The organism is Scandinavium sp., assembly GCF_036271055.1.
GTDB lineage: Bacteria > Pseudomonadota > Gammaproteobacteria > Enterobacterales > Enterobacteriaceae > Scandinavium.
In genome coordinates this window covers 34,859-59,593 of the sequence record NZ_DATBBJ010000053.1, presented here as the reverse complement: position 1 = coordinate 59,593, position 24,735 = coordinate 34,859, and the positions used below count along the sequence as shown (strand labels likewise).

Here is a 24,735-nt window from a genome sequence, read left to right as displayed (position 1 = left end):
GGAAAATCGATGAGTCAGAATGTTTATCAGTTTATCGACCTGCAGCGCGTTGATCCGCCAAAGAAACCGCTGAAGATCCGTAAAATTGAATTTGTTGAGATCTACGAGACCTTCTCTGAAGGCCAGGCCAAAGCACAGGCAGACCGCTGCCTGTCCTGCGGTAACCCGTACTGCGAGTGGAAATGCCCGGTTCATAACTACATCCCAAACTGGCTGAAACTCGCCAACGAGGGCCGTATTTTTGAAGCCGCTGAATTGTCGCATCAGACCAACACCCTGCCGGAAGTGTGCGGCCGTGTGTGTCCGCAGGACCGTCTGTGCGAAGGCTCCTGTACGCTGAACGACGAATTTGGTGCAGTGACCATCGGCAACATCGAGCGCTATATCAACGATAAAGCGTTCGAAATGGGCTGGCGTCCGGACTTAACCGGCGTGAAACAAACCGGCAAACGCGTAGCGATTATCGGTGCGGGTCCGGCGGGCCTTGCCTGTGCTGACGTGCTGACCCGTAACGGCGTCAAAGCCGTGGTCTTCGATCGTCATCCGGAAATCGGTGGCCTGCTGACCTTCGGCATTCCGGCCTTTAAGCTGGAAAAAGAAGTGATGACACGTCGCCGTGAAATCTTCACCGACATGGGTATCGAGTTCAAACTCAACATTGAAGTGGGCCGTGACGTGCAAATCGACGACCTGCTGAGCGAGTATGACTCAGTATTCCTCGGCGTCGGCACCTATCAGTCGATGAAAGGCGGTCTGGAAAATGAAGAAGCGGACGGTGTGTATGACGCACTGCCGTTCCTGATTGCCAACACCAAGCAACTGATGGGCTACGGCGAATCGCCAGAAGAACCGTTCGTGAATATGGAAGGCAAACGCGTTGTGGTTCTCGGCGGTGGTGACACCGCGATGGACTGCGTGCGCACCTCGATTCGTCAGGGCGCAACGCACGTCACCTGTGCTTATCGCCGTGACGAAGAGAACATGCCGGGTTCCCGCCGTGAAGTGAAAAACGCGCGTGAAGAAGGCGTGGAGTTCCAGTTCAACGTGCAACCGCTGGGCGTGGAAGTGAACGCTAACGGTAAAGTGAGTGGCGTGAAAATGGCGCGCACCGAAATGGGCGCACCGGATGCCAAAGGCCGTCGTCGTGCAGAAATTGTGGCCGGTTCCGAGCACGTTGTCCCTGCCGATGCGGTTGTGATGGCATTTGGTTTCCGTCCGCACAGCATGGAATGGCTGGCCAAGCACAGCGTCGAGCTGGATTCTCAGGGCCGCGTCATTGCGCCAGAAGGCAATGAAAACGCCTTCCAGACCAGCAACCCGAAAATCTTTGCCGGTGGCGACATCGTGCGTGGTTCGGACCTGGTGGTGACCGCGATTGCTGAAGGCCGTAAAGCGGCAGAAGGCATCATGAACTATCTGGAAGTGTAGGCCTGTGAAAAGCAAGCCGGGCAAGCGTAAGCTTCGCCCGGTTTTTTTATTTCTGTACCAGCATTGCCGCGCCTAACAGTCCGGCATCGTGGCGATAATGCGCCGCTTTCAACATTACCTGGTACGCTTTCGGTTCCTGCGCCAGGTATCCTGTGACCTGCTCTAAATACCCAACCGCCAGCCCAACGCTACCGCCGATGACGACCCGCTGACAGTCCGTCACCGCTTTCACATCCGCAATCATGCTTGCCAGCACTCGCGCAGATCGTTGCACCAGACTTTGCGCCTGCACATCACCTTCCCGCGCTTTGGTGAATATCGCTTTCGCGTCCAGCCCGGCCAGTGCACTCTGCGCCGCAGCAGCAATTCCTCGTCCGGAGGCAATGGCTTCTACGCAGCCAATACGCCCGCAACCGCAGCGTGGTCCATCAGGATCGGCAAGCGTATGTCCGAAATGCCCCGCTAAACCGCCATCCCCCATCATCAACCGACCTCCGCTGACAATGCCACCGCCCACGCCCGTCGACACAGTAATAAAGGCCATGTCGGTTATGTCGTCTTCCAGCGCCTGATATTCAGCCCACGCCGCCGCTTGCGCATCGTTCAGCGCCAGACAAGGCAAATGGGTGATACGGGAAACCGTTTCTTGCAACGGAAAATGCTCCAGTCCCCCGAGATTGGCCGGGTTGATCGCCGTTAAGACGCCCTGATGAATAATCCCGGTGGATGCCACCGCCACGCGCTGTGCTCGATCTGCCAGCGGCGAAAGCAGCGCCTCAAGGCTTGCCGTCAGCGCCTGTGGCGTTTGGCTGGCAGGCGTGGGGCATTCATGACGCTCGATAATGCGGAGATCGTTATCGACCAGCGCTGCTGCCAGTTTGGTGCCACCGATATCCAGTGCCAACACGTTCATCGCGCAGCCTCATGTAATGCATCGCGATACCACTGGCAAATATATTCCAGCCGGGTAATCGCGGAACCCACCGTCACCGCCCACGCGCCGTGCTGCATCCCTTTCGCCGCCAGTTCTGGCGAGTTATAACGTCCTTCGGCAATTACCCGACAGCCCGCTTCGTTAAGCGCAGAAACCAGCGCCAAATCCGGCGCATCCGGAACCGTGCCGCCAAGATAGCCTGACAACGTAGAACCGATAATCTCCGCACCTGCGCGGTGGCAATGCAATCCGTCTTCAAGCGACGAACAATCGGCCATTGCCAGCAATTGATGATGATGAATGCGCGCCAGCAGCGCTTTGACCGACTCAGGCCTGACGCGATCCGTACCATCAAAGGCAATAATGCTGGCTCCCGCTGCGGCAAGCGCGTCCACATCATCCAGGAACGGCGTGATCCGAACGGGTGAATCAGGGAGATCACGCTTGATAATGCCGATAATCGGGATCGTCACCGCCGCGCGTGTGGCCTGCAAATTTTCGACTCCTTCGATGCGTAGCGCCACCGCACCGGCCTGTTCTGCCGCCAGCGCCATTGCCGCCACAATCTCTGGCTTATCCAGCGGGCTGCCCGGTACAGGCTGACAGGACACAATCAGCCCACCGTTGCTGCGAATTTTTGACTCCAGTTGTGCAAGTAACGACATTCAGACTCCCTGATTTTTTATCTGACTACTTTTACCACCACGCAAAGACACTGCACCGCTGAACGGTTTGCCGTCGATGGCATCGTGAGTACGCAGGGCTTCCGGACGGATCCAGCGCTGTACGCGGGTGGGCATATCCAGACCAATCAATAGGACCACCACAAACGTCAGACCAAAAGAGAGCGATCCCAGCGCGGTGCCCAGATCCAGCTTCTGCGCGATCAGTGCGCCGAGCACTGGCGCTATCGCACCGCCAAGCGCACCGACGTTATAAGTGAAGCCCAGCCCGGCAGCGCGTTGATCTGTATCGAAATATCCGCCGATCAGTTTCGGCAAGATCCCGGAGATCCCCTGCCCCAGCATTTGCTGGAAAAAGAGTAACAGCCCAAGCACCCAGACGTTGGTGCCGCCGATCGCAAACACAGGAATTATCAATAATTGCGAGGCCAGCAAACTCCAGACGTAAGCCTTGCGCGTACCGAGCCAGTCACCAAGAAAACCGCCGACACAGCAACCAACCGCCGCGCCAAAGCCGCTGAAAAACAGCACCCGGGCAACGGTCGAATGATCGTATAAGAGTTCCGTTTTCAGATAGGTCGGCAACAGCGCCTGAATCGGCCAGGAGTAGAGAAAGGCGAACAGCACCACAACCATCAGCATCACGCCGGTCGGCCAGCGTTTGCCGCTGCTCTGCACCATAAAACTGATAAAGATGATGGCACTCAGCAGACCTAATAACAGGATCATGCCCGCGTTACGCAGCTCGCCGGAGAAACAGAACCACAGCGATGTCGCCGCAACCACCGTGAGGAAAATGTTGAGGATGCGATGATCGCCGCGATACAGAATGTCGACCATGGTGCGAACCGGCGCTTTCCCGGCGTGCTTTTGTTTCCAGTCTTCCGCTTCCGGGATGTTTTTGCGCAGCCACAGCGCGAACATAATCGGGAAAATGCCGATGAAAAACAGCGCGCGCCAGCCCCAAATCGGCACAACAGCGCTGTAAATTTGCGCCGCAATCACCGCGCCCACCGAGAAGCCCGAAATCAAAAAGCCGCTGGCTTTGTTACGCAGTTGCTTCGGCCAGCTTTCAATCACATAGGTTGCGCTGGAACCGTATTCACCCGCCATGCCCATCCCGATCACCAGACGTGCAATAAACAGCGTCGTGAATCCAGGAGCCAGGCCACAAGCCAATGTACCTATCGAAAACAACACGATACTGGTGACCATCGCCAGACGGCGACCATAACGATCGCCCATCGCCCCCAGCATCAAACCGCCAAACCAGCGGGAGATGAAAGCAGCAGAAATCAGGCTCGCGGCCTGTACGGTGTTCAGGCCAAATTCGCTTTGTACTTCGGTTAACACCAGCGCCATCAACACAAAATCAAAACCATCCAACAGATAGCCGAGCCACGCTGCGGAAAACGCTCGCCATTGTGCCCGGTCGAGATGGCGATACCACGGGATGCTTTGGGTAGTCGTACTCATTTTACTCTCCCGACATCGTTGTGTTGCCCGGCGGCGTTTGGCCTACCGGGCTACAGATTGCACATCAGCGCATTTCTGCCATTAACTTCTCAGCCAGTGCTTTGAGCGCAGGCTGGAATTTTTCATCCACCGGAGCGAACGGTTTACGACACAGCGGCACGTCCACGACGTCCATGTAGTGCAGGACCGTTTTCAGCCCACGGAACACACCGGCCTGAATCAGCAGATCGATTGCCTTGTTGCACTCGCTTTGCAGCTGTTGTGCCTGTGCGACATCGCCTGCTTTCAGCGCGCTGACGATGTTCTGATAACGCCAGCCCATAATGTTGTATGTGCTACCGATCCCGCCGTCAGCGCCCGCAATCAGGCCAGAAGCGAAGATCTCGTCATAACCGTTATAGAGCACCAGATCCGGATGCGCGCGACGGATCTGTTCCATCTGGAAGAGATCGCCGGAGGTTTGTTTCAACGCCCCGACGCCCGGCAGTGTCACCAGCGTGTTGATCTGGTCGAGGCTTAACTTCACCCCACTCAGCGCCGGAATGTTGTAGACCACCATCGGCAGACCTTCCGCCGAATCAATGATCGCGCGGTAGTGATCGCAATGTTCTTCGAAGCTGAACGGGTAGTAGAACGGTGTAACCGCCGAGACGGCATCGTAGCCGTAACGCTTCGCCGCCTGCGCCAACTGCTGGCTTTCCACAGTACTGACACAGCCAACATGCGCAATCAGTTTGATCTGACCTTTCGCTTCATCCGCCACAATTTCGAGCACCTGCTGGCGTTCTGCCCCGGACTGCACAAATGCTTCCCCGGTCGAGCCGCCGACATACAGCCCATCGATTCCCTGACGAATATTGAAACGTACCAGGCGACGCAGGCTCTGTTCATCCAGCTGTTGCTGACGGGTGAACGGGGTTAACAGCGCGGCCATAACTCCACGTAAATTGGCTGACATAGCGACCTCTTAGTCTGAGTGATGTGACATTAACGATATACCTTTATACCTGTTATACCAGCTCATTTATGCGTCAGCGAATAGGGAAAGCTTATCTTGCGATCTGCTTCACTAAACGATCATCAGGATCGGGGGCTTATTTTTTCTTTTTTTGCTTGCCGAAAGCGTGCCAGGTGGCGGAAACGCTGTTCAGATGGGTTTGCAGGGCACGATCGGCTTCCTCGGGATCGCGTCGACGAATCGCCTCTACGATCGCGATATGTTCCTGGAAACTGACGCTGTTGTGTTGATGCAGTTCCTTGTCTGCGACTTTTGGACGCGCGGCAATAAGCCAGTCCAGCAGCGCAACGTGGATAGCCATAAAGATAGGGTTGCCGGGGATCTCCGCCAGAACGCGATGAAAATCGACGTCAGAACGGATAAACAACGCGTTGTCATCCAGCGACTGGCTGTTGATCTCCAGCGCTTTTACGAGCCTTTCCACTTGTTCATCGCTGGCGTTTTCCGCCGCGTAACGCACCAGGCTTGATTCAAAGAAAAGGCGTAGCTGTTCGAAATGCGCGATACCGCCGGGATGGGCGAGAAAATCTTTCGCCATACCTGAGAGTTCACTGATGATGGTATCGGCAGAAGGACGCGACACGCGAGCGCGTTCACCGTTATTAATCTGTACCAGGCCTTTACGCTTGAGCGCCGCCAGCGCTTCACGCACCGAAGGACGGCCCACGTTGAAGAATGTCATCAACTCACGCTCAGACGGCAACGGCTCACCTTCCGCAAACTCACGGCGACGGATCATCTGTTCCAGCTCTTCTTCCACCATTTCCGACAGCTTTTTGCGCGCCAGTGGACGACGGCCCAGGCTGCGACCAATGGTTTCTGACGTCTCTTCTTCCTGAGGATCAAATGCGTTCATAGCGATTTAAGTGCCGAGTGACAGTAAGTGACAGAGGATCCATAGATTAACACAGGATTTTCAGGCTGGCGAAAAGAGGGCAGAAATGAAAACAGGCCCTTTTTAGGGCCTGTTGGAGTTACTTCACTACGCGAAGCGCTGGACGGCCACCGCGCGGTGGCGGCGTATCGTCTGGATCGTTGTCGTCATCGCTGTCTGGCTTATCGCCATCGATAACCGACATCACAGTTTCGTTTTCAGCACCGATACCCATATCGTCATTTACGTGGGCACCGTCCTCATCGTACGCCGCTTCCGGCTCGAACATGGTTCCTGCTCCGTTTTCACGGGCATAGATAGCCAGCACGGCGGCCAGCGGAACTTCAACCTGACGCGGTACGCCGCCAAAGCGCGCGTTAAAGCGCACGTCGTCGTTCGACAACTCCAGATTGCCCACCGCACGCGGTGCAATGTTCAGAACGATTTGACCGTCACGCGCGTACTCCATCGGTACGCGAACGCCTGGCAACGTCACATCAACAACCAGATGCGGCGTCAGCTGGTTATCCAGCAGCCATTCATAGAATGCCCGCAGCAGATAAGGACGGCGTGGTGTCAGCTGTGACACATCCATTCAGTTAGCCCCGGCCCATGCGCATTTCGCGCTCAGGTTCAGTTAAGGAAGCGAGGAAAGAATCGCGCTCGAAGACACGAGTCATATACCCTTTCATCTCTTTAGAGCCCGCACCGACCAGTTCGATGCCCATCACCGGCAGACGCCATAACAGCGGTGCCAGATAGCAATCAACCAGGCTGAACTCATCGCTCAGGAAGTACGGCTTCTGGGTGAATACCGGTGCGATTGCCAGCAGCTCTTCACGCAGCTGTTTGCGGGCTGCATCAGCCTGCGCTGCAGAACCGTTCATCACGGTGTGCATCAGCGTGTACCAGTCTTTCTCGATACGCTGCATGTACAGACGGCTTTCACCGCGAGCAACCGGATATACCGGCATCAGCGGCGGATGAGGGAAACGCTCATCCAGATATTCCATAATGATGCGAGATTCCCAAAGGGTCAGCTCGCGATCTACCAGTGTCGGAACGCTTTGATTCGGGTTGAGGTCAATCAGATCCTGAGGTGGATTGTCCTTTTCCACGAGCTCAATTTCAAAACTGACACCCTTTTCAGCCAGCACAATGCGGACCTGATGGCTATAGATGTCAGTAGGACCAGAAAACAGCGTCATTACCGAACGTTTGTTGGCAGCGACAGCCATGAAAACCTCCAGGTATATTCAGAATTTTTTTACTGCTACCTGCCACAACATTGTGACCGGTCAGTTTGTAGAGTCCCGCAAGCGTCGAACGACATTCCTGTTCAAGAACAAAAACAAAAAATGAACAATCGCCCGCATTTGGGCAGAAATTTGGATGATAGTTTACCAGATTTTGCAGGGTTTGTGGTGAGGCGATTCTGGAAATGCTGAAAAAGGGGTGAAAAGAGAGACAGGGCTTGTGGATAACGCCGGTTTTATCCATAAAAAAACCCGCCGAAGCGGGTTTTTCGCCAATTGTTCTGCGTAAGCAGAAACCAATTAACGTTTGGAGAACTGAGGACGACGACGTGCTTTACGCAGGCCGACTTTCTTACGTTCAACTTCGCGAGCATCACGAGTAACGAAGCCAGCTTTACGCAGTTCGCCACGCAGGGACTCGTCGTACTCCATCAGAGCGCGGGTGATACCGTGACGGATCGCACCAGCCTGACCAGAAGTACCACCACCTTTAACAGTGATGTACAGATCGAATTTCTCAACCATATCAACCAGTTCAAGCGGCTGACGAACTACCATGCGGGCAGTTTCACGACCGAAGTACTGTTCCAGAGAACGTTGGTTGATTACGATTTTGCCGCTGCCCGGTTTGATAAACACGCGAGCTGCGGAACTTTTGCGGCGACCAGTGCCGTAGTATTGATTTTCAGCCATTGCCTATAATCCCGATTAGATGTCAAGAACTTGCGGTTGCTGTGCCGCGTGGTTGTGCTCGTTACCTGCGTAAACTTTCAGTTTACGGTACATAGCACGACCCAGCGGGCCTTTTGGCAGCATGCCTTTAACCGCGATTTCAATCACACGCTCAGGACGGCGGGCAATCATCTCTTCAAAGGTCGCTTGTTTAATACCGCCGATGTGGCCGGTGTGGTGGTAGTACACCTTGTCTTCACGCTTGTTGCCGGTTACAGCAACTTTTTCTGCGTTCAGAACGATGATGTAATCACCAGTGTCTACGTGCGGGGTGTATTCCGCTTTGTGCTTACCGCGCAGGCGACGTGCCAGTTCGGAAGCCAGACGACCCAGAGTTTTACCGGTCGCGTCAACAACATACCAGTCGCGCTGTACGGTTTCTGGTTTAGCTGTAAAAGTTTTCATTAAAAGCTTACCCAAATAATAAGTTACACGTTGGTGAACACCCAAACGTTTAAAAGTTGAGGCTCACACGACAAAGTCCGGCAAACCTACCCCTTCGAATAGCCTATGCCAGCACATAGAAAGTTTTGGGAAAAAAACCTTCTCGTAACGTGGGGTCGCAAGATTATAGAGAAGTCGAGGTCAAAGATCGACCCCTAAATGTGATTTGGCGAGTGTTTTTCATGGCATGTGCGCACGTTTCAAATACTCTTCGCTTTGCATCTCTTGCAAACGGGAAAGACAGCGCTGGAACTCGAATTTCAGACGCTCACCTTTATAGATGTCGTACAGTGCCACTTCTGCGCTGACCACCAGCTTCACATGGCGCTCATAGAATTCATCCACCAGCGCAATGAAGCGTCGCGCTTCGCTTTCCATCAACGCCGTCATGACAGGAACATCAAACAGCATCACCGTGTGGAACAAGCGAGAAAGCGCAATGTAGTCATGCTGGCTGCGGGCATCCACGCACAGCGTGGCGAAAGTAACCGCAAGCGTCTGATTTTCGGCACCCAGCGTCGGTAGCGGGCGATGATTGATCTCCAGCACGGGGGCGTGTTCGCGCTTCGTACCGGCTAACGCCAGCCACAGTTTATCCATCTGCTGATGCGTAACACCATTGAGCGGCGACAGCCACAGATGCGCCTGAGTTAGCGTGCGTAGGCGATAATCGATACCGGCATCGACGTTCATGATATCGCAGTGCTCTTTAATCGCGTCGATCGCCGGAAGGAAACGCGCGCGCTGCAAGCCGTTACGGTATAAATCGTCGGGTGGAATATTGGACGTGGCCACCAGGGTGATCCCGCGAGCAAACAGCGCTTTCATCAGGCCGCCGAGCAGCATGGCATCGGTAATATCCGAGACAAAAAACTCGTCGAAACACAAGACGTCTGTTTCTGATTTAAAGCGGTCAGCGACGATTTCCAGCGGATCGCTTTGGCCCTGTAACGCCGTCAGCTCCTCATGCACACGCAGCATAAATCGATGGAAATGCAGGCGCTGCTTACGTTCGCCCGGCAGGCTTTGATAGAACATGTCCATCAGCCAGGTTTTTCCTCGCCCTACGCCACCCCACATATATAAGCCACGTGCCGGTGCGCAAGCTGTCGGTTCACGTTTGCCTAACAGCTTGCCAAACTTTGCTCGCAAGCCGCCGCTGGCGGGTGTTGTCGTCGGATGGTTAACGAGTTCCTGATAGATGGTATCCAGCCGGGAAACGGCCTCACGCTGAACATTATCGGGCTGGTGCGTGCCCTCATTAAGGGCCTGGAGATATCGCGATGTGGGGGTCATGCTTTGCATAAGTTATTGTTATTTCCTGAAAATCGACGTGCAGCAGTTCACGGTTATCGAAAAAAAGGCCGTTCTACAGTACGCGATGACACGGCAGGATTCCACTTCTAAGGAAATAGCGGTTATAGTGGCAATATCGGGCGCAGGCGAGGAGCCTTATTGCCACCCTAACGGAACCACAAAACAACGGGAGAAGTTCATGACCTGGGAATATGCGCTAATTGGTTTAGTCGTCGGTCTCATCATTGGCGCCGTCGCTATGCGATTTGGTAACCGCAAATTACGTCAACAGCAGGCTTTGCAGTACCAACTGGAAAAAAACAAAGCCGAATTGGACGATTATCGTGAAGAACTGGTCAGTCATTTTGCCCAGAGCGCGGAGTTGCTCGACAATATGGCTCATGATTATCGTCAGCTGTATCAACACATGGCGAAAAGCTCCAGCAGCCTGCTGCCGGAAATGAGTGCTGAAGAGAATCCGTTCCGCAATCGCCTGGCTGAATCCGAAGCCAGCAACGATCAAGCCCCAGTGCAAATGCCACGCGATTATTCTGATGGCGCATCTGGCCTGCTGCGCGGCGCAGCTAAGCGCGATTAATCCCTCTTTTTTACGGGCGCAGCCACTGCGCCCGTCACTTCCTGCCTGACCCAGCTATTATTTAATCATCACCTCATTGTTAGACGTTCGAAAATTCAATAACATCGGACTGTTTATGGGCATACTTTTCTCACATTCCTCAGGTCATGAGAGCCAGCATCAATGAAGAAACAAACCTTATTATTAAGTGCGTTAGCGTTAAGTGTTGGGTTATCTCTTGGCGTCGCGGCGCCTGTGTCTGCCTCTCTGCCTGCCGCAATACCGGGTCAAGGTCAGTTGCCGAGCCTCGCACCGATGCTGGAAAAAGTGTTGCCTGCTGTAGTAAGCGTTCAGGTCGAGGGCACTTCCTCACCCGATCAGCGCGGACAGGTTCCGGAAGAACTAAAGAAATATTTTGGCGATGATGCGCCAAATGAACAGCCTCAGCCGTTTGAAGGGCTGGGTTCTGGCGTGATAATCGACGCCACGAAAGGATACGTGCTCACCAACAATCACGTTGTCAGCCAGGCGCAGAAAATCAGCGTGCAACTCAACGATGGTCGTGAGTTTGACGCCAAACTGGTCGGCAGTGACGACCAGAGCGATATCGCCCTGCTGCAAATACAGAAACCCGATCACCTGACCCAGATCGCCGTCGCCGATTCCGACAAACTGCGCGTCGGGGATTTCGCTGTTGCAGTCGGTAACCCATTTGGGCTTGGGCAAACCGCCACTTCCGGCATTATTTCGGCGCTCGGACGTAGCGGTTTAAACCTTGAAGGGCTGGAAAACTTTATCCAGACCGACGCCTCCATCAACCGTGGCAACTCAGGCGGTGCACTGTTGAACCTCAACGGTGAACTGATCGGGATTAACACCGCGATCCTCGCACCGAGCGGTGGCAGCATTGGGATTGGCTTTGCCATTCCGAGCAACATGGCGATTACGCTTGCCAAACAGCTGATTCAGTTTGGTGAGATTAAGCGTGGCTTGCTGGGTATCAAAGGCATGGAGATGACGGCTGATATCGCTAAAGCGTTTAATCTGAATATCCAACGCGGGGCGTTTATCAGCGAAGTGCTGCCAAATTCTGGCTCGGCGAAAGCGGGCATCAAAGCGGGCGATGTGATTGTGAGTCTGAATGACAAACCGCTCACCAGCTTCTCGGAACTGCGCTCAAGAATCGCGACGACGGAACCTGGCACGAAAGTGAAGCTGGGTCTGCTGCGCGACGGGAAGCCGCTTAGCGTCGAAGTGACGCTGGATAAAAGCACCTCTTCCACCGCCAGTGCGGAGCTTATCACGCCAGCCTTACAGGGCGCTGCGCTGAGCGACGGTCAGATGAAAGACGGCACGAAAGGCATCGTGCTGGATGACGTCGAAAAAGGCAGCACGGCGGCGCAGGTCGGTTTGCATAAAGGTGATGTAATCATCGGCATCAACCGTCAGCGCGTGCAATCCATCGCCGAGATGCGCAAGGTGTTAGAAACCAAACCCGCCATTATCGCGCTCAACGTCATGCGCGCAAATGAGAGCATCTATATTCTGTTGCGTTAAACGAAATTGAAGGCGGACATCGCCTGCGTGTGATGTCCGCATAACTCGTGATATGCTTCACCCGTTTCCTTACCTGTGATAATCGCATCATGCTTGTAAAGCTCTTACGTTCAGTCGCAATCGGATGTATCGTCGGTGGCATTTTGCTGGCCGTTCTGCCGTCATTGCGGCAATTTAGCCCTATTTCATCAGCGACTTATGACAGCACTGATGAGTCCCCTGTCAGCTATAATCAGGCCGTCAAACGTGCCGCACCCGCCGTCGTCAACGTCTATAACCGAGCCCTGAATAACACCAGCCGTAACATGCTGACGCTGGGCTCCGGGGTCATCATGGACGAGCGCGGCTACATCGTTACCAACAAGCATGTGATCAACGATGCGGATCAAATCATCGTTGCGTTACAGGATGGCCGCGTCTTCGAAGCGCTGTTGGTTGGGTCCGATACGCTCACTGACCTCGCGGTACTGAAAATCAACGCTAGCGGTGGCCTGCCCGTTATTCCTATCAACCGTAAACGCACGCCGCATATTGGCGATGTGGTGTTGGCTATCGGTAACCCCTATAACCTTGGGCAGACAATTACCCAGGGGATTATCAGCGCCACAGGCCGTATCGGTCTGAATCCATCAGGTCGTCAGAATTTCCTACAAACAGATGCCTCCATTAACCACGGCAACTCCGGCGGCGCGCTGGTGAATTCCCTCGGTGAGCTGATGGGGATTAACACCCTTTCCTTTGATAAAAGTAATGATGGCGAAACGCCGGAAGGCATTGGCTTTGCTATTCCTTTCCAGTTGGCGACCAAAATTATGGATAAGCTGATCCGAGATGGTCGGGTGATCCGTGGCTATATCGGCATTAGCGGTCGCGAAATTGCGCCTCTGCATACGCAGGGCGGCGCGATGGATCAGATTCAGGGCATTGTGGTGAATGAGGTTGCGTCTGGTGGCCCAGCGGCTCAGGCAGGCATTCAGGTGAATGATGTGATTGTGTCGGTAAACGACAAACCTGCGGTTTCCGCGCTGGAAACTATGGACCAGGTGGCGGAAATTCGTCCAGGCTCAGACATTCCGGTGGTCGTCATGCGTGATGATAAAAAGCTTTCGCTGAAAGTGACTATTCAAGAATACCCCGCCACCAACTGATAGACATAAAAAAACCGGAGCACAGAGGCTCCGGTTTTGCTTTCTGACGCTGAGTTTATTTCACGAACTCTTCGCCCAGCACGATATCTTTCTTCAGCGTATCCAGCATGCCTTCCAGCGACTGCTGCTCGTAAGCGCTCAGTTTGCCGATTGACTGACGCTCTTCAACACCGTTTTTACCCAGCAGCAGTGGCTGTGAGAAGAAACGCGCATGCTCGCCGTCGCCTTCGACATAGGCACATTCCACTACGCCTTTCTCACCTTGCAGAGCACGCACCAGAGACAAGCCAAAACGCGCTGCCGCCTGACCCATAGAGAGCGTTGCAGAACCGCCACCGGCTTTGGCTTCCACCACTTCGGTCCCGGCGTTCTGAATACGTTTAGTCAGGTCTGCGACTTCCTGCTCGGTGAAACTGACACCAGGGATCTGTGACAACAGTGGCAGAATGGTCACACCTGAGTGGCCGCCAATCACTGGCACTTCGATGTCAGTTGGTTGTTTGCCTTTCAGTTCCGCCACAAAGGTGTTGGAGCGGATGATGTCCAGCGTGGTGACGCCAAACAGTTTGTTTTTGTCATACACACCGGCTTTTTTCAGCACTTCTGCGGCGATGGCCACCGTGGTATTGACCGGGTTAGTGATGATCCCGATGCAGGCTTTCGGACAAGTTTTCGCGACCTGCTGCACCAGATTTTTGACGATACCTGCGTTGACGTTAAACAGATCGGAGCGATCCATGCCTGGCTTACGTGCGACGCCTGCGGAAATCAGCACCACATCAGCACCTTCCAGTGCTGGGGTTGCGTCTTCACCGGAGAAACCTTTGATTTTCACCGCGGTCGGGATGTGACTGAGATCGACTGCCACGCCCGGGGTGACCGGAGCGATATCATACAGGGAGAGTTCTGAGCCTGAAGGCAGTTGGGTCTTGAGTAGTAGGGCAAGCGCCTGACCGATACCGCCAGCTGCGCCGAGGACTGCGACTTTCATCCTAAACTCCTTATTATGGTTAGTTTTATCTACCGTAACTCCATTGCGGGCAACCTTAATTCACAAGAAAAACAATAACAACAAGCGTGACTGAAGAATGCGGCACTGCCCGCAGCATTGCAGAGCTACCGCTCACTTTATCGCCTGTGAATGGCCTCCGCGACGGTGTAAACGGTCGATTGCTGGTTACAATACACCCGGCAACAGTGCCAAAACAACACCATTTTTATAACAATTGATTTACTTTTGTCGTTATTTTCGACTCGTGACGAAAGCGTGTTTCTTGATAACGTTTTTTGATAAAATCGTTCCCTTTCATAACATTATTTCAGCCTTATTCACGGCAGATCATTTGCATAAAAATTCATCTATATGCATAATAATGTTGTTTCTTCCGCCATGATACAGGTCACTTATGCGAAGCTCTGCGAAACAAGAAGAGTTAGTCAAAGCGTTTAAATCGCTGTTAAAAGAAGAAAAATTTAGCTCTCAAGGAGAGATAGTTCAGGCATTGCAGGAGGGGGGCTTCGAAAACATCAATCAGTCCAAAGTCTCCCGTATGCTCACCAAGTTTGGTGCGGTCCGTACGCGCAACGCCAAAATGGAGATGGTCTACTGCTTGCCAGCAGAACTGGGTGTTCCGACTACATCCAGTCCGCTCAAAAATCTGGTACTTGATATCGACTATAACGATGCAGTTGTGGTCATTCACACAAGCCCTGGTGCGGCACAGCTCATTGCGCGTCTTCTCGACTCTTTGGGTAAAGCGGAAGGGATTCTGGGCAGCATCGCCGGGGATGACACTATCTTCACGACGCCTGCGCGTGGATTTACCGTTAAAGATCTCTACGAAGCTATTCTGGTCCTGTTCGAGCAAGAGCTTTAATCCCCTTCTCTCCGGCGCCTGGCCGGAGAGCGCCTTCTCTTCCGTATACGACTCACGTCGCTACATAAAACTCCCTTTTATTTAACATTAAGTGCGTTTCACTGCCTTTTTGTAATCATCCAGTGAATGTTATTAGCAAAATCGCACAAAATATCAATTTCTCATATCGTCATGATTTTATTAAAAATAAATACTCAACCTACGCTCTGACTGACATTTTTAATGCTTTTACGTTATTAAAATGACGGTTTTTGACACTTAATTACACATGAAACCATTAGTCTGGTATTAATTTTTCCAGTGATTAGTGTATACTTGATTTTGTGATGAGGGTCACGAAACAGGACCCTGATAAAAAATTCGACGAGGTAGAAATCATGAAAATCAAAACAACTGTGAGCGCGTTGACCATCCTTTCTGTTCTTTCTTTTGGCGCTTTCGCCGCTGATTCAATCAACACAGATCAGGCAGCGAATCGCGAAGCCATCGGCACCGTTTCCGTGGGTGCGGTAGGTTCTTCCCCAATGGACATGCACGAAATGCTGAACCAGAAAGCGCAGGAACAAGGGGCTTCCTCTTATCGCGTCATTGAAGCACGTAGCGGCGACCATTGGCACGCAACGGCTGAACTGTACAAATAAGTTTTTCGAACGTAGTCAGTCACTAAACAGAATTTAACATCGCGGCACCAGGCATAAAAAAAGCAGTTCAAACCTTCTGGCCGCGTAGTCAATGAATTGAGGAGTAAAGATTATGAAAAGCGCAATGATTATCGCAACACTGGGTCTGGCATCGGTTCTTTCCTTTAGCGCAGGCGCAGCCGTTCACCAGGTCAGTGCAGAGCAGGCACAAAATCTGCAGTCTATGGGTACCGTTTCCGTTTCTCAGGTAGGTAGCGCCCCAATGGATATGCGTCATGAACTGGCAGCAAAAGCTGAGAAAGAAGGCGCCAGCAGCTACCGCATCATTGAAGCACGTAGTGGCGATACCTGGCATGCCACTGCTGAGCTGTACAAATAAACCCTCGTCGTCTTAACTGACGACTTGCCCCTGGCTTGCCGGGGGCTTTTTTATTGATACCGCACATTGAACCGCAACATCCCTTCCAGTTCTTCTTCCGCTTCATCAAACAACAGAATCAATGCGCCGTAACGCCGACGCTGCCTCTCTTCCAGATGGACAAACTCTATCTCCAGCGGCAACGGAAGTTGAGTGCCGGTCACCACCTCCCAGAGAGAATCCAGATCGCGGACTGACGTGCCGCTGAGCGCGAAAGTGCGGGTGAACTCACGATAGAAATCGTTCTGAGTCTCTATCTCATCAAAATCGAAGGTGTAGATTTTCATGCATGCCCCGCCTCTCTTGCGAGCGGGCGACAATGAATGCCGCCCCGAACGCCGCTTATAATCCCCCCAGATGCAGGGTTTTCACTTCCAGAAACTCATCCAGTCCCAACACGGAGCCTTCACGGCCCAGCCCAGACTCTTTTACACCGCCAAACGGTCCCAGCTCTGTCGAAACGGCACACTCGTTAATGCCAATCATGCCGCTTTCCAGCGCCTGAGAAACCCGGAACACGCGCTGTAAATTTTGAGTATAGAAGTAGGCAGCCAAACCAAACGGCGTATTGTTCGCGCGTTGGATGACTTCCTCTTCACTGGTGAAACGGAAGCAGGCCGCCACCGGGCCGAACGTTTCTTCCTGCGCAAGTTGCATGTTGTCGCTGCAATCGCCCAAAACGGTCGGCAGCCAGAAATTACCGCCGAGGGCATGCGGCTTACCGCCTGCCAAAATGTTGGCCCCTTTCGCGACGGCATCTTCCACGTGTTCACGCACTTTTTTCACCGCCGCAGGCTCAATCAATGGGCCAACCACAACGCCTTCATCCATGCCGTTACCGACTTTGAGTGCGTTGACTGCATCGGTCAGTTTGCGGGTGAAATCGTCATACACCTTTTCATGAATATAGAAGCGATTCACGCTGACACACACCTGCCCGGCGTTGCGGAATTTATTAGCAATCGCCCCTTTTACCGCCGCGTCGATATCCGCATCGTCAAACACGATATACGGGGCGTTCCCGCCCAATTCCATCGACACTTTTTTCATGGTTTCCGCAGCGTTGCGTACCAGCGTTTTACCGACAGCGGTAGAACCGGTGAAGGATATTTTGCGCACGTCATGGCTCGCCATTATCGCATCGCTTATTTCCTGCGTGTTACCGGCAACGGCGTTCAGCACGCCATCAGGCACGCCCGCTTTTTTTGCCAATTGCAGCAGGGCAAATGCGCTGAGCGGTGTGTTGTTTGCCGGCTTAATCACCCCCGTACAACCCGCCGCCAAAGCCGGACCGAGTTTACGGGTGAGCATTGCCATCGGGAAATTCCACGGTGTGATTGCAGCCACCACACCAATAGGTTCGCGGGTCGCGAGAATACGGGAACCGGGTTTTGCCGGTGGAATGATTTCGCCGTTGGCACGCTTGCCTTGCTCGGCGAACCACTGAATAAAGCTCGCGGCGTATTCGACTTCACCTTCCGCTTCTTTCAGCGGCTTGCCCTGCTCGGTGGTCATCAGCTTGCCGAGCCAGGTTTTGTTTTCGATAATCAGCTGATACCAGCGATACAGTATTTCCGAGCGCTCTTTGGCCGTTTTCGCCCGCCACAGTGGGAAGGCTTTACTTGCCGCCGCGATAGCGGCTTCGGTTTCCTGTTTCCCGGCCTTCGCCACTTTGGCGATCGTTTCCCCGGTCGCCGGGTTTACCACATCGAACGTGGTATCGAGCGTTTTCCATTCGCCATTAACCAGAAAACCAGTCTGAAAGAGTTCGTTATCCTGGAGAGCCTGCATTGTCATGTTTCCTCCGACAGTGTTGTCCTGTGATAACAGTTAAGTATAGCCATAAAAAAACCGACGCTTTTGGCGTCGGTTCGGTTTAGGACGATGACGAATTAACTCACAGTTAGCGCATGCTGGTATTTCCGTAACATGCCCACCAGCCGTTTCACCGGCTCGGTGACCTGTGGGGAGGCTTGCCAGATAACCAATTTTTCCTGATAAACATCCAACTCTTCCAGTAAACGCCCAAAATAGCGGTGACGTTTATCATCACTGCTGGCTGAAATCAGTTTATCGGCGGTGCGTCGGAGTTGGCGATGGAACGCAGAAAGATCGTCGTTGACGGGCACTGGCGCATCACGCAAACGCTGATGCGCAATAATCAGCGTCAGCGCCAGACGGAATTTCGCGATATCGCCGGGGAATTTGTTTAACAGCAAAAAAAGCTGTTGATACAGCGCAGGCAGATGGTTCTCATTGCGCCGTGCAGTATTAGTCGTAAGCGATGATACCGCCGCGGAGACAAACTGGTTCAGCAACACGCGTCCGGTACGGGCCTGTGAATTATCGCGCACTAACAAAATCACCATCAGCGCGAGGAAACAGCCCACTAACTGACCGAGTGCGCTATCGAGGAACTGGCTGAAATGGAAAGTCATCGGGTTATCCAGCACCAGGATGTTAATGGTCGAGGCCAAGGTCCCAAGCGAGCCAATCCGCCGTTTCTGCACTTCAATCCCAATAAAGAACGCCAGCACCGCGAGACTAATACAGAGCAGCAACATACTTTGCTGAGTCGAAGGGAGCACGACCAGGAAGTAAAACGCCCCCACCGGCAATGCGGCTATCGTCCCGTACAAAAAGTCGATGGCTGCCATTTTCGGGTTGGGCAAACGCATCGCAAGCGAAGTGACAACAGCAATCATCACCATCGCCCCGCTGCCGGATGTCCAGCCGGTCCACAACCAAAACAGTGTGCCAAGCGCACAGGCAATCGTGGTACGCCAGAAATTCACCATCGCGTGATGGCGTTCCGCCGATTCCACTTTGACCACCACTTCGCCTTGCAAGATTTCCTCTTCACGAACGCTGACTTTTGCGTTGCCTGCCACACCGCGTTTAAGTAACTGGAAGCGGCTGGCAGCACCCACCCAGCTATACAACGTAATCGGCGTGTCGTGTTCACCGGTCCACGAAAGAATACGGCGCATGCGTTTTAACTGTTTATGGACGTCCTGCACGGTTTCAGCAGGCTCGTCGAACATCTCGCGCCATTCGGGAGTGATGAGATCCGGACGGGTATTTTGAATCAGGTAGGTTTCACAGGCCTGGGTAATTAACGTCAGTGACAGCGTATTCAGTGCTTTCAGGCGACGATTCGCACGCGCCCAGCGGGAAGACTCCATGTGCAGATTGCTGCGCATCCCTTCCAGAGCCTGAGTCTGACGTACCAGCGCGCTCCAGGCGTTATCCACTTCTTCACTGTCGCCGTGGCGGATACAAAGTTGCATCAACCGATACTGTGCGACCAGTAACGCATCCAGCTCGCGATCGATTTCCTGTTTGATAGAACGTGGCGAGAACAGCAGATCCGCGACAATCGCGCAGACAATACCAATCACTATCTCGCTGCAACGCTCAACCGCGAACTGCGGGGAAAGCAACGGTGCGTTCTGAACGGTGATGATAATGATCAGTGCGGTATAACCGGAAAGCCCCCAGGCATAGGAGTTCTCCACTTTAACCAGGGAAGAAATCCAGGTGCAAAAACCGGCCCACAGACAGCACACCATGACCATCAGCAACGGTGCGCGGATCATGACGATAATCATCACTAACGCCGCGATACAGCCGATAAACGTCCCGACAATACGCAGCATCCCGCGATAACGGATGGCCCCAGAGTAAGGCTCGCCACCAGCAGCAAACGCAGGACCTGCCGCGACAATCGCTGCGGTCAGAACCGCCCAGCGTGGCGTTTCCAGTTCAAAGTGAAAGCCGACAAAAAGCGCCAGCACAATCGCGCAGGCCAGTTTGACCGCAAACCGCAGGTGCTGATCCGCAATAGAAAAAATGCCCATCGCGATTAACCGAACTCACGCAGACGCATACCTAACTTCTGGAAGAAAGACGCGTTCTGCGTGTCTCTGTCTTTCGCCCCGGTGATGATCACCGTCGCAGTCGTACCAGCAGGCCACAGGTTGTCCTGCTGCGCGTCGAGACGAATACGCACCGGCACGCGCTGCGCTAAACGCACCCACTCCAGATTGGAATCAATGGTCGCCATGCCTTTTGCATCACTGCTGCTGCTGGCGTTAGTCACGCCTGCCGCGATGCTGTCGACAGTGCCTCGGATAACTTTGGTGCTGCCAAGCGGGGTAATTTCCGCACGATAGCCCGGACGCACGCCCTCAAGCTTGGTTTCTTCCATATAAGCGATGACGTAGAAACTCTCTTTTTTCACCAGTGCCACGGCCGTTGAGCCGCGCGTGATAAATTCACCGGTATAAACGTTAAGGTTTGTCACCCAGCCATCGGCCGGGGCGCGGATCACGGTACGCTCCAAATCAAGTCGTGCCAGATCGCGGGTCGCCTGCGCTTTCGCTAACTGGTGCTCCACGGTCTGTAGAATGTTGTTGGCCTGCTCAATTTCTTCACGGGACATCGCCATCGTCCCCAACTGGTTGCGGCGTCCTGCTTCACGGCGTTTTTCCGCGGCCAGCACCTGATAATAAGCAACGTCAGCTTCGGCTTCTTCAAGTGCTTTCTGGTAGCGCGGCTGATCGATGGTGAACAGCACCTGGTTTTTACGCACCAGCTGATTGTCTTTGACATTCACCTCAGTGATAAGCCCTGCCACGTCTGGCGCTATCGCGACGACATCCGCGCTAAAGCGCGCATCACGGGTCCACGGTGATTCGGTGTAATACACCCACGCATGGAAAATAGCGATAAAGGCTAACACCACCAGAATCAGCGTGATGGCAGTTCGGGAAATTTTTCTTGTTAGTGTTTTCACAACGACCTCAAACGAACAGACGCGATATCAAATAGAACAAACAGCAATATAGCGCAGTATTAAACAGCGCTGGATGCCAGACAAAATCATAGATTCCGGTAGGGACCAGCATCCGACGCAGTAGCCAAAAAATGGCGAGCGACAATAGCAGTTCGACGAAGATCGGCGGAAACGAGAGACCGAAAATCACGATGACGGGAAACAGACTCATGTTGACCTTGATGTAGAAATGCAGGTGAGAGCAGTGATGCTTTTATTATTCAGCTAACAATATATTAGCGTAACTGTCGTGGCCTGATCTATATTGTGTGATCTAAATCACTTTTAACTCAGAGTGAACAATGGAACGACTAAAACGTATGTCAGTGTTCGCCAAAGTCGTCGAGTTTGGCTCCTTTACGGCAGCCGCGAGACAACTTGAAATGAGCGTCTCTTCGATCAGCCAAACCGTTTCTAAACTTGAAGATGAACTGCAGGTTAAGCTCCTGAACCGCAGTACCCGGAGCATCGGATTGACCGAAGCCGGCAAGATTTATTATCAGGGCTGTCGACGAATGTTGTACGAAGTGCAGGACGTACACGAACAGCTTTATGCTTTTAACAATACGCCAATCGGTACGTTGCGGGTGGGGTGTTCTTCAACCATGGCACAAAATGTGCTCGCAAAGATCACCGCGGAAATGCTCAAAGTACACCCTGAATTATCGGTGAATCTGGTGACGGGTATTCCGGCTCCAGATTTAATTGCTGACGGTTTGGATCTGGTTATCCGCGTTGGCGCGCTGCAAGATTCGGGGCTTTTTTCCCGTCGCCTCGGATCGATGCCGATGGTATTGTGCGCGGCAAAAAGCTATCTGCAACAGGCTGGTACGCCAGAGAAACCCGCCGATCTTGCCAATCATTCCTGGCTGGAATACAGCATTCGTCCACACAATGAATTTGAACTGATTGCCCCGGAAGGTCTGTCGACCAAACTGATCCCGCAGGGGCGCTTCGTCACCAACGATGCGATGACGCTAAACCGCTGGCTGACCGCCGGGGCCGGGATCGCCTTTGTGCCACTGATGTGGGTGATCAACGAAATCAACCGTGGTGAGCTTGAGATCTTACTGCCGCGTTATCAGTCCGATCCGCGTCCGGTGTATGCCGTTTATACCGAAAAAGACAAACTGCCGCTGAAAGTGCAGGTCTGTCTCAACTACCTCACCGACTATTTTGGCGATGTGGCTATGCGTTTTCAGGGCATGACCGGGCGCGGGAAACCCTAAAGGATTGCTTCGGGTTCAACATCAGAAATGAGATGCGTCACGTCACTGATGGGGCCGATACGCACTTCGCTTGAACGATTGAATTTGCTTTTATCCATCAGCAACAGCGACTGCGACGCCCGCTTGAGCAACAGCGATTTATAGCTGGCGTTGTGGCCGCTCGGATCCCACATCACACCGTTGCGATCGACGCCCTCGCAGGAAAAAATAAACAGATCTATTTCCAGCATTTTCAGTTGGGACACCAGCGCCGGGTTAACGTAATAACCGTACTGGCGCTGCAGTTCTCCACCGGAGCTTATCAGTCGAATATGCTCACGCTTACCCAACTCCATGCACACGGGATGGCTATTGGTGAAAACGGTTATCGGAATGTCCGGCAGCTGACGCGCCAAAAACCAGCAGGTAGAACTCGCATCCAACGCAATCGTCATTCCTTCGTCTATCCATGCCAGCGCGTGCCGGGCAATGTCAGATTTGTGGGCATAATGGCTTTTCAACCGAGCGTGGAAAGGCGCTTCGTTACCCTGATTATCACGACGAATCGCACGCGCTCGCCCGTGGCTACGCTGAATTTTGCCTTGCTGTTGCAGTTCGCTGAGATCGCGACGCACGGTTTCTTTGCTGACGCCCAGGAGGAGAGCCAGTTGATCGGTGGTCAAACTTTGGGATTGGGTGAGAAGCGCAGCAATACGCTGATGACGGGCGATCTTCATCTGCTGTTTCCGTTAAGCAAACAAGGAAAATCAATGTGTTGGTGGAGAATGCCCGGTAATACTGCGTTTACCGGGCATCCGGATATTATGCCGTACCGCCAACCGTCAGGCTGTCGACTTTCAGCGTTGGCTGACCGACACCGACCGGCAGGCTCTGCCCTTCTTTGCCACAGACACCGACGCCGTTATCCAGTTTCAGATCATTACCGACCATCGAGATCTGCTGCATGGCTTCAATGCCCGAACCGATCAGCGTGGCACCTTTCACCGCTTTGGTCACTTTGCCTTTCTCGATCAGATACGCTTCTGACGTCGAGAACACAAATTTACCGGAGGTGATATCCACCTGGCCGCCACCAAAGTTAGGCGCATAAATACCGTAATCAACCGATTCGATGATTTCCTGCGGCGTGGATTTACCATCAAGCATATAAGTATTGGTCATACGCGGCATCGGCAAGTGTGCGTAGGATTCACGGCGACCGTTACCGGTTGGCTTCACACCCATCAGACGCGCATTGAGTTTGTCCTGCATGTAGCCTTTCAGCACACCCTTTTCGATCAACACGTTGTATTGGCCCGGCGTGCCTTCATCGTCGATAGACACAGAACCGCGACGATCAGACATGGTGCCGTCATCGACAACGGTGCAGAGCTCGGATGCCACTAACTGGCCCATCTGACCGCTGAACACCGAAGTGCCACGACGGTTAAAGTCGCCTTCCAGACCGTGACCCACCGCTTCGTGAAGCAGTACGCCCGGCCAGCCTGCGCCAAGTACCACGGGCATAGTGCCTGCAGGCGCTGCTATGGCGTTGAGGTTGATCATCGCCATTCGCACGGCTTCCCTCGCCCACGCGTCGGCACGCACTTCGCCGTCCACGTCACCGAGGAAATAGTCATAGCCGAAACGACCGCCGCCGCCGCTGGATCCGCGTTCGCGTTTGCCGTCCTCTTCTACCAGCACACTGACCGACAGGCGCACCAGCGGGCGTACGTCTGCCGCCAACGTACCGTCTGTCGCCGCGACCAGAATCAGTTCATAAACACCGGTCAGGCTCGCCGTCACTTCCTGTACGCGTTTGTCTGCTGCGCGTGCGGCTTTATCGACGCGACGCAGAATATCGAGTTTCTCTTCACGACTCATGCTTTGCAGCGGGTCGAGACTGGTGTACAGCGGAGAATACTCTTTTGCACCGAGTGCATGGACTTTGCCATCGCCAGTATCGCGAACGATAGTGCGGGCAGCCTGCGCACTGTTTTCCAGCGCCAGCAGGCTAATCTGATCGGCATAGGCGAAGCCGGTTTTCTCACCGCTCACGGCACGGACGCCGACGCCCTGATCGATATTGTACGATCCGTCTTTGATGATGCTGTCTTCTAACACCCAGGACTCGTGATAGCTCGACTGGAAATAGAGATCGCCGTAGTCGAGGCGACGCTCGGCAAGTTGGCCAAGTATGGTAAACAGGTCCTGATGACTCAGGCCGTTCGCCGACAGCAAATGTTCACTTACCAGATTCAGACTCATCGTTTTGCTACTCGTTGGTTGCCGCAAAGGTCGCGGAAATTCAGTTGTCTCTATTGAGAGTGA

Annotated in this window: 27 protein-coding genes and 1 pseudogene; 9 read left to right on the top strand and 19 right to left on the bottom strand. The window is 53.5% G+C overall.

The window, feature by feature from the left end; translation table 11 throughout:
- The first annotated feature begins 9 nt into the window (after window positions 1–9).
- Entirely contained in the window at window positions 10–1,428 is a 1,419-nt protein-coding gene (locus tag VH187_RS07225) for a glutamate synthase small subunit (protein WP_329700793.1), read from the top strand.
- Between the two features lie 46 nt (window positions 1,429–1,474).
- Here the strand turns inward: VH187_RS07225 and nanK are convergent, their stop codons facing one another.
- From nanK to zapE, 11 genes are all read right to left on the bottom strand, one after another.
- A complete protein-coding gene (gene nanK, locus VH187_RS07220) occupies window positions 1,475–2,341 on the bottom strand; it encodes an N-acetylmannosamine kinase (RefSeq protein ID WP_329700792.1) in 867 nt (288 codons plus the stop codon).
- Complete coding sequence (locus VH187_RS07215; RefSeq protein ID WP_329700791.1) at window positions 2,338–3,027, bottom strand: N-acetylmannosamine-6-phosphate 2-epimerase; 690 nt, start codon at window positions 3,025–3,027, stop codon at window positions 2,338–2,340. The genes nanK and VH187_RS07215 overlap by 4 nt, the downstream gene beginning before the upstream one ends.
- The gene (locus tag VH187_RS07210; RefSeq protein ID WP_329700790.1) at window positions 3,028–4,521 is read right to left on the bottom strand and encodes an MFS transporter; all 1,494 of its coding nucleotides are present in this window, start codon (window positions 4,519–4,521) and stop codon (window positions 3,028–3,030) included.
- 64 nt (window positions 4,522–4,585) lie between these two features.
- Complete coding sequence (gene nanA, locus VH187_RS07205; protein WP_329700789.1) at window positions 4,586–5,479, bottom strand: N-acetylneuraminate lyase; 894 nt, start codon at window positions 5,477–5,479, stop codon at window positions 4,586–4,588.
- 136 nt (window positions 5,480–5,615) lie between these two features.
- The gene (nanR, locus tag VH187_RS07200; protein WP_329700788.1) at window positions 5,616–6,395 is read right to left on the bottom strand and encodes a transcriptional regulator NanR; all 780 of its coding nucleotides are present in this window, start codon (window positions 6,393–6,395) and stop codon (window positions 5,616–5,618) included.
- Window positions 6,396–6,513: 118 nt separating this feature from the next.
- Window positions 6,514–7,008, bottom strand: coding sequence for a ClpXP protease specificity-enhancing factor (sspB, locus tag VH187_RS07195; RefSeq protein WP_329700787.1), 495 nt, complete (start codon window positions 7,006–7,008; stop codon window positions 6,514–6,516).
- A 4-nt stretch (window positions 7,009–7,012) separates the two neighbouring features.
- On the bottom strand, window positions 7,013–7,651 hold the full coding sequence (gene sspA, locus VH187_RS07190; RefSeq protein ID WP_329700786.1) for a stringent starvation protein SspA: 639 nt from the start codon (window positions 7,649–7,651) through the stop codon (window positions 7,013–7,015).
- Window positions 7,596–7,913, bottom strand: a complete 318-nt coding sequence (locus tag VH187_RS07185) for a hypothetical protein (protein ID WP_329700785.1) — start codon at window positions 7,911–7,913, stop codon at window positions 7,596–7,598. Before VH187_RS07185 ends, sspA begins: the two co-directional genes overlap by 56 nt.
- A gap of 56 nt (window positions 7,914–7,969) precedes the next feature.
- Window positions 7,970–8,362 carry a 30S ribosomal protein S9 gene (gene rpsI, locus VH187_RS07180; protein WP_064543072.1) on the bottom strand — a complete coding sequence of 131 codons (393 nt, stop codon included), beginning with the start codon at window positions 8,360–8,362 and terminating at the stop codon, window positions 7,970–7,972.
- A 15-nt stretch (window positions 8,363–8,377) separates the two neighbouring features.
- On the bottom strand, window positions 8,378–8,806 hold the full coding sequence (gene rplM, locus VH187_RS07175; protein WP_095283609.1) for a 50S ribosomal protein L13: 429 nt from the start codon (window positions 8,804–8,806) through the stop codon (window positions 8,378–8,380).
- Between the two features lie 219 nt (window positions 8,807–9,025).
- Window positions 9,026–10,150, bottom strand: coding sequence for a cell division protein ZapE (gene zapE, locus VH187_RS07170; protein ID WP_329700784.1), 1,125 nt, complete (start codon window positions 10,148–10,150; stop codon window positions 9,026–9,028).
- Window positions 10,151–10,340: 190 nt separating this feature from the next.
- On the opposite strand from zapE, the gene zapG reads away from it, so the two are divergent.
- The 3 genes from zapG (at window position 10,341) to degS (ending at window position 13,423) form a co-directional block, all read left to right on the top strand.
- The gene (zapG, locus tag VH187_RS07165) at window positions 10,341–10,739 is read left to right on the top strand and encodes a Z-ring associated protein ZapG (RefSeq protein ID WP_329700783.1); all 399 of its coding nucleotides are present in this window, start codon (window positions 10,341–10,343) and stop codon (window positions 10,737–10,739) included.
- A 162-nt stretch (window positions 10,740–10,901) separates the two neighbouring features.
- Window positions 10,902–12,275: a serine endoprotease DegQ gene (degQ, locus tag VH187_RS07160; protein ID WP_329700782.1), complete on the top strand. Its 1,374-nt coding sequence runs from the start codon at window positions 10,902–10,904 to the stop codon at window positions 12,273–12,275.
- Window positions 12,276–12,364: 89 nt separating this feature from the next.
- Entirely contained in the window at window positions 12,365–13,423 is a 1,059-nt protein-coding gene (degS, locus tag VH187_RS07155) for an outer membrane-stress sensor serine endopeptidase DegS (protein WP_329700781.1), read from the top strand.
- A gap of 55 nt (window positions 13,424–13,478) precedes the next feature.
- Here the strand turns inward: degS and mdh are convergent, their stop codons facing one another.
- Window positions 13,479–14,414: a malate dehydrogenase gene (mdh, locus tag VH187_RS07150; RefSeq protein ID WP_329700780.1), complete on the bottom strand. Its 936-nt coding sequence runs from the start codon at window positions 14,412–14,414 to the stop codon at window positions 13,479–13,481.
- Window positions 14,415–14,679: 265 nt separating this feature from the next.
- On the opposite strand from mdh, the pseudogene VH187_RS07145 reads away from it, so the two are divergent.
- The 4 genes and pseudogenes from VH187_RS07145 (at window position 14,680) to yhcN-B (ending at window position 16,320) form a co-directional block, all read left to right on the top strand.
- Window positions 14,680–14,873, top strand: a pseudogene (locus VH187_RS07145) (hypothetical protein).
- Window positions 14,830–15,300 carry a transcriptional regulator ArgR gene (gene argR, locus VH187_RS07140; protein ID WP_329700779.1) on the top strand — a complete coding sequence of 157 codons (471 nt, stop codon included), beginning with the start codon at window positions 14,830–14,832 and terminating at the stop codon, window positions 15,298–15,300. The pseudogene VH187_RS07145 and the gene argR overlap by 44 nt, the downstream one beginning before the upstream one ends.
- A 377-nt stretch (window positions 15,301–15,677) precedes the next feature.
- Window positions 15,678–15,941: a peroxide/acid stress response protein YhcN gene (yhcN, locus tag VH187_RS07135; RefSeq protein WP_329700778.1), complete on the top strand. Its 264-nt coding sequence runs from the start codon at window positions 15,678–15,680 to the stop codon at window positions 15,939–15,941.
- 112 nt (window positions 15,942–16,053) lie between these two features.
- Window positions 16,054–16,320: a DUF1471 family stress response protein YhcN-B gene (gene yhcN-B, locus VH187_RS07130; RefSeq protein WP_329700777.1), complete on the top strand. Its 267-nt coding sequence runs from the start codon at window positions 16,054–16,056 to the stop codon at window positions 16,318–16,320.
- Window positions 16,321–16,370: 50 nt separating this feature from the next.
- On the opposite strand, the gene VH187_RS07125 is transcribed toward yhcN-B, so the two are convergent.
- The 5 genes from VH187_RS07125 to aaeX form a co-directional block, all read right to left on the bottom strand.
- Window positions 16,371–16,646 carry a barstar family protein gene (locus tag VH187_RS07125; RefSeq protein WP_329700776.1) on the bottom strand — a complete coding sequence of 92 codons (276 nt, stop codon included), beginning with the start codon at window positions 16,644–16,646 and terminating at the stop codon, window positions 16,371–16,373.
- A gap of 55 nt (window positions 16,647–16,701) precedes the next feature.
- Entirely contained in the window at window positions 16,702–18,156 is a 1,455-nt protein-coding gene (locus VH187_RS07120) for an NAD-dependent succinate-semialdehyde dehydrogenase (protein ID WP_329700775.1), read from the bottom strand.
- Window positions 18,157–18,251: 95 nt separating this feature from the next.
- Window positions 18,252–20,219, bottom strand: coding sequence for a p-hydroxybenzoic acid efflux pump subunit AaeB (gene aaeB, locus VH187_RS07115; RefSeq protein WP_329700774.1), 1,968 nt, complete (start codon window positions 20,217–20,219; stop codon window positions 18,252–18,254).
- 5 nt (window positions 20,220–20,224) lie between these two features.
- Window positions 20,225–21,157: a p-hydroxybenzoic acid efflux pump subunit AaeA gene (gene aaeA, locus VH187_RS07110; RefSeq protein ID WP_329700773.1), complete on the bottom strand. Its 933-nt coding sequence runs from the start codon at window positions 21,155–21,157 to the stop codon at window positions 20,225–20,227.
- Window positions 21,158–21,164: 7 nt separating this feature from the next.
- A complete protein-coding gene (aaeX, locus tag VH187_RS07105; RefSeq protein ID WP_258965227.1) occupies window positions 21,165–21,368 on the bottom strand; it encodes a p-hydroxybenzoic acid efflux pump operon protein AaeX in 204 nt (67 codons plus the stop codon).
- A gap of 130 nt (window positions 21,369–21,498) precedes the next feature.
- On the opposite strand from aaeX, the gene aaeR reads away from it, so the two are divergent.
- Window positions 21,499–22,425: an HTH-type transcriptional activator AaeR gene (aaeR, locus tag VH187_RS07100; RefSeq protein ID WP_329700772.1), complete on the top strand. Its 927-nt coding sequence runs from the start codon at window positions 21,499–21,501 to the stop codon at window positions 22,423–22,425.
- Here aaeR and fucR read toward each other — a convergent pair.
- Window positions 22,422–23,141, bottom strand: coding sequence for an L-fucose operon activator (fucR, locus tag VH187_RS07095; protein ID WP_329700771.1), 720 nt, complete (start codon window positions 23,139–23,141; stop codon window positions 22,422–22,424). The two genes, aaeR and fucR, sit on opposite strands and share 4 nt — an antisense overlap.
- An 85-nt stretch (window positions 23,142–23,226) precedes the next feature.
- Entirely contained in the window at window positions 23,227–24,672 is a 1,446-nt protein-coding gene (gene tldD / locus VH187_RS07090; RefSeq protein ID WP_329700770.1) for a metalloprotease TldD, read from the bottom strand.
- Window positions 24,673–24,735: the final 63 nt, after the last annotated feature.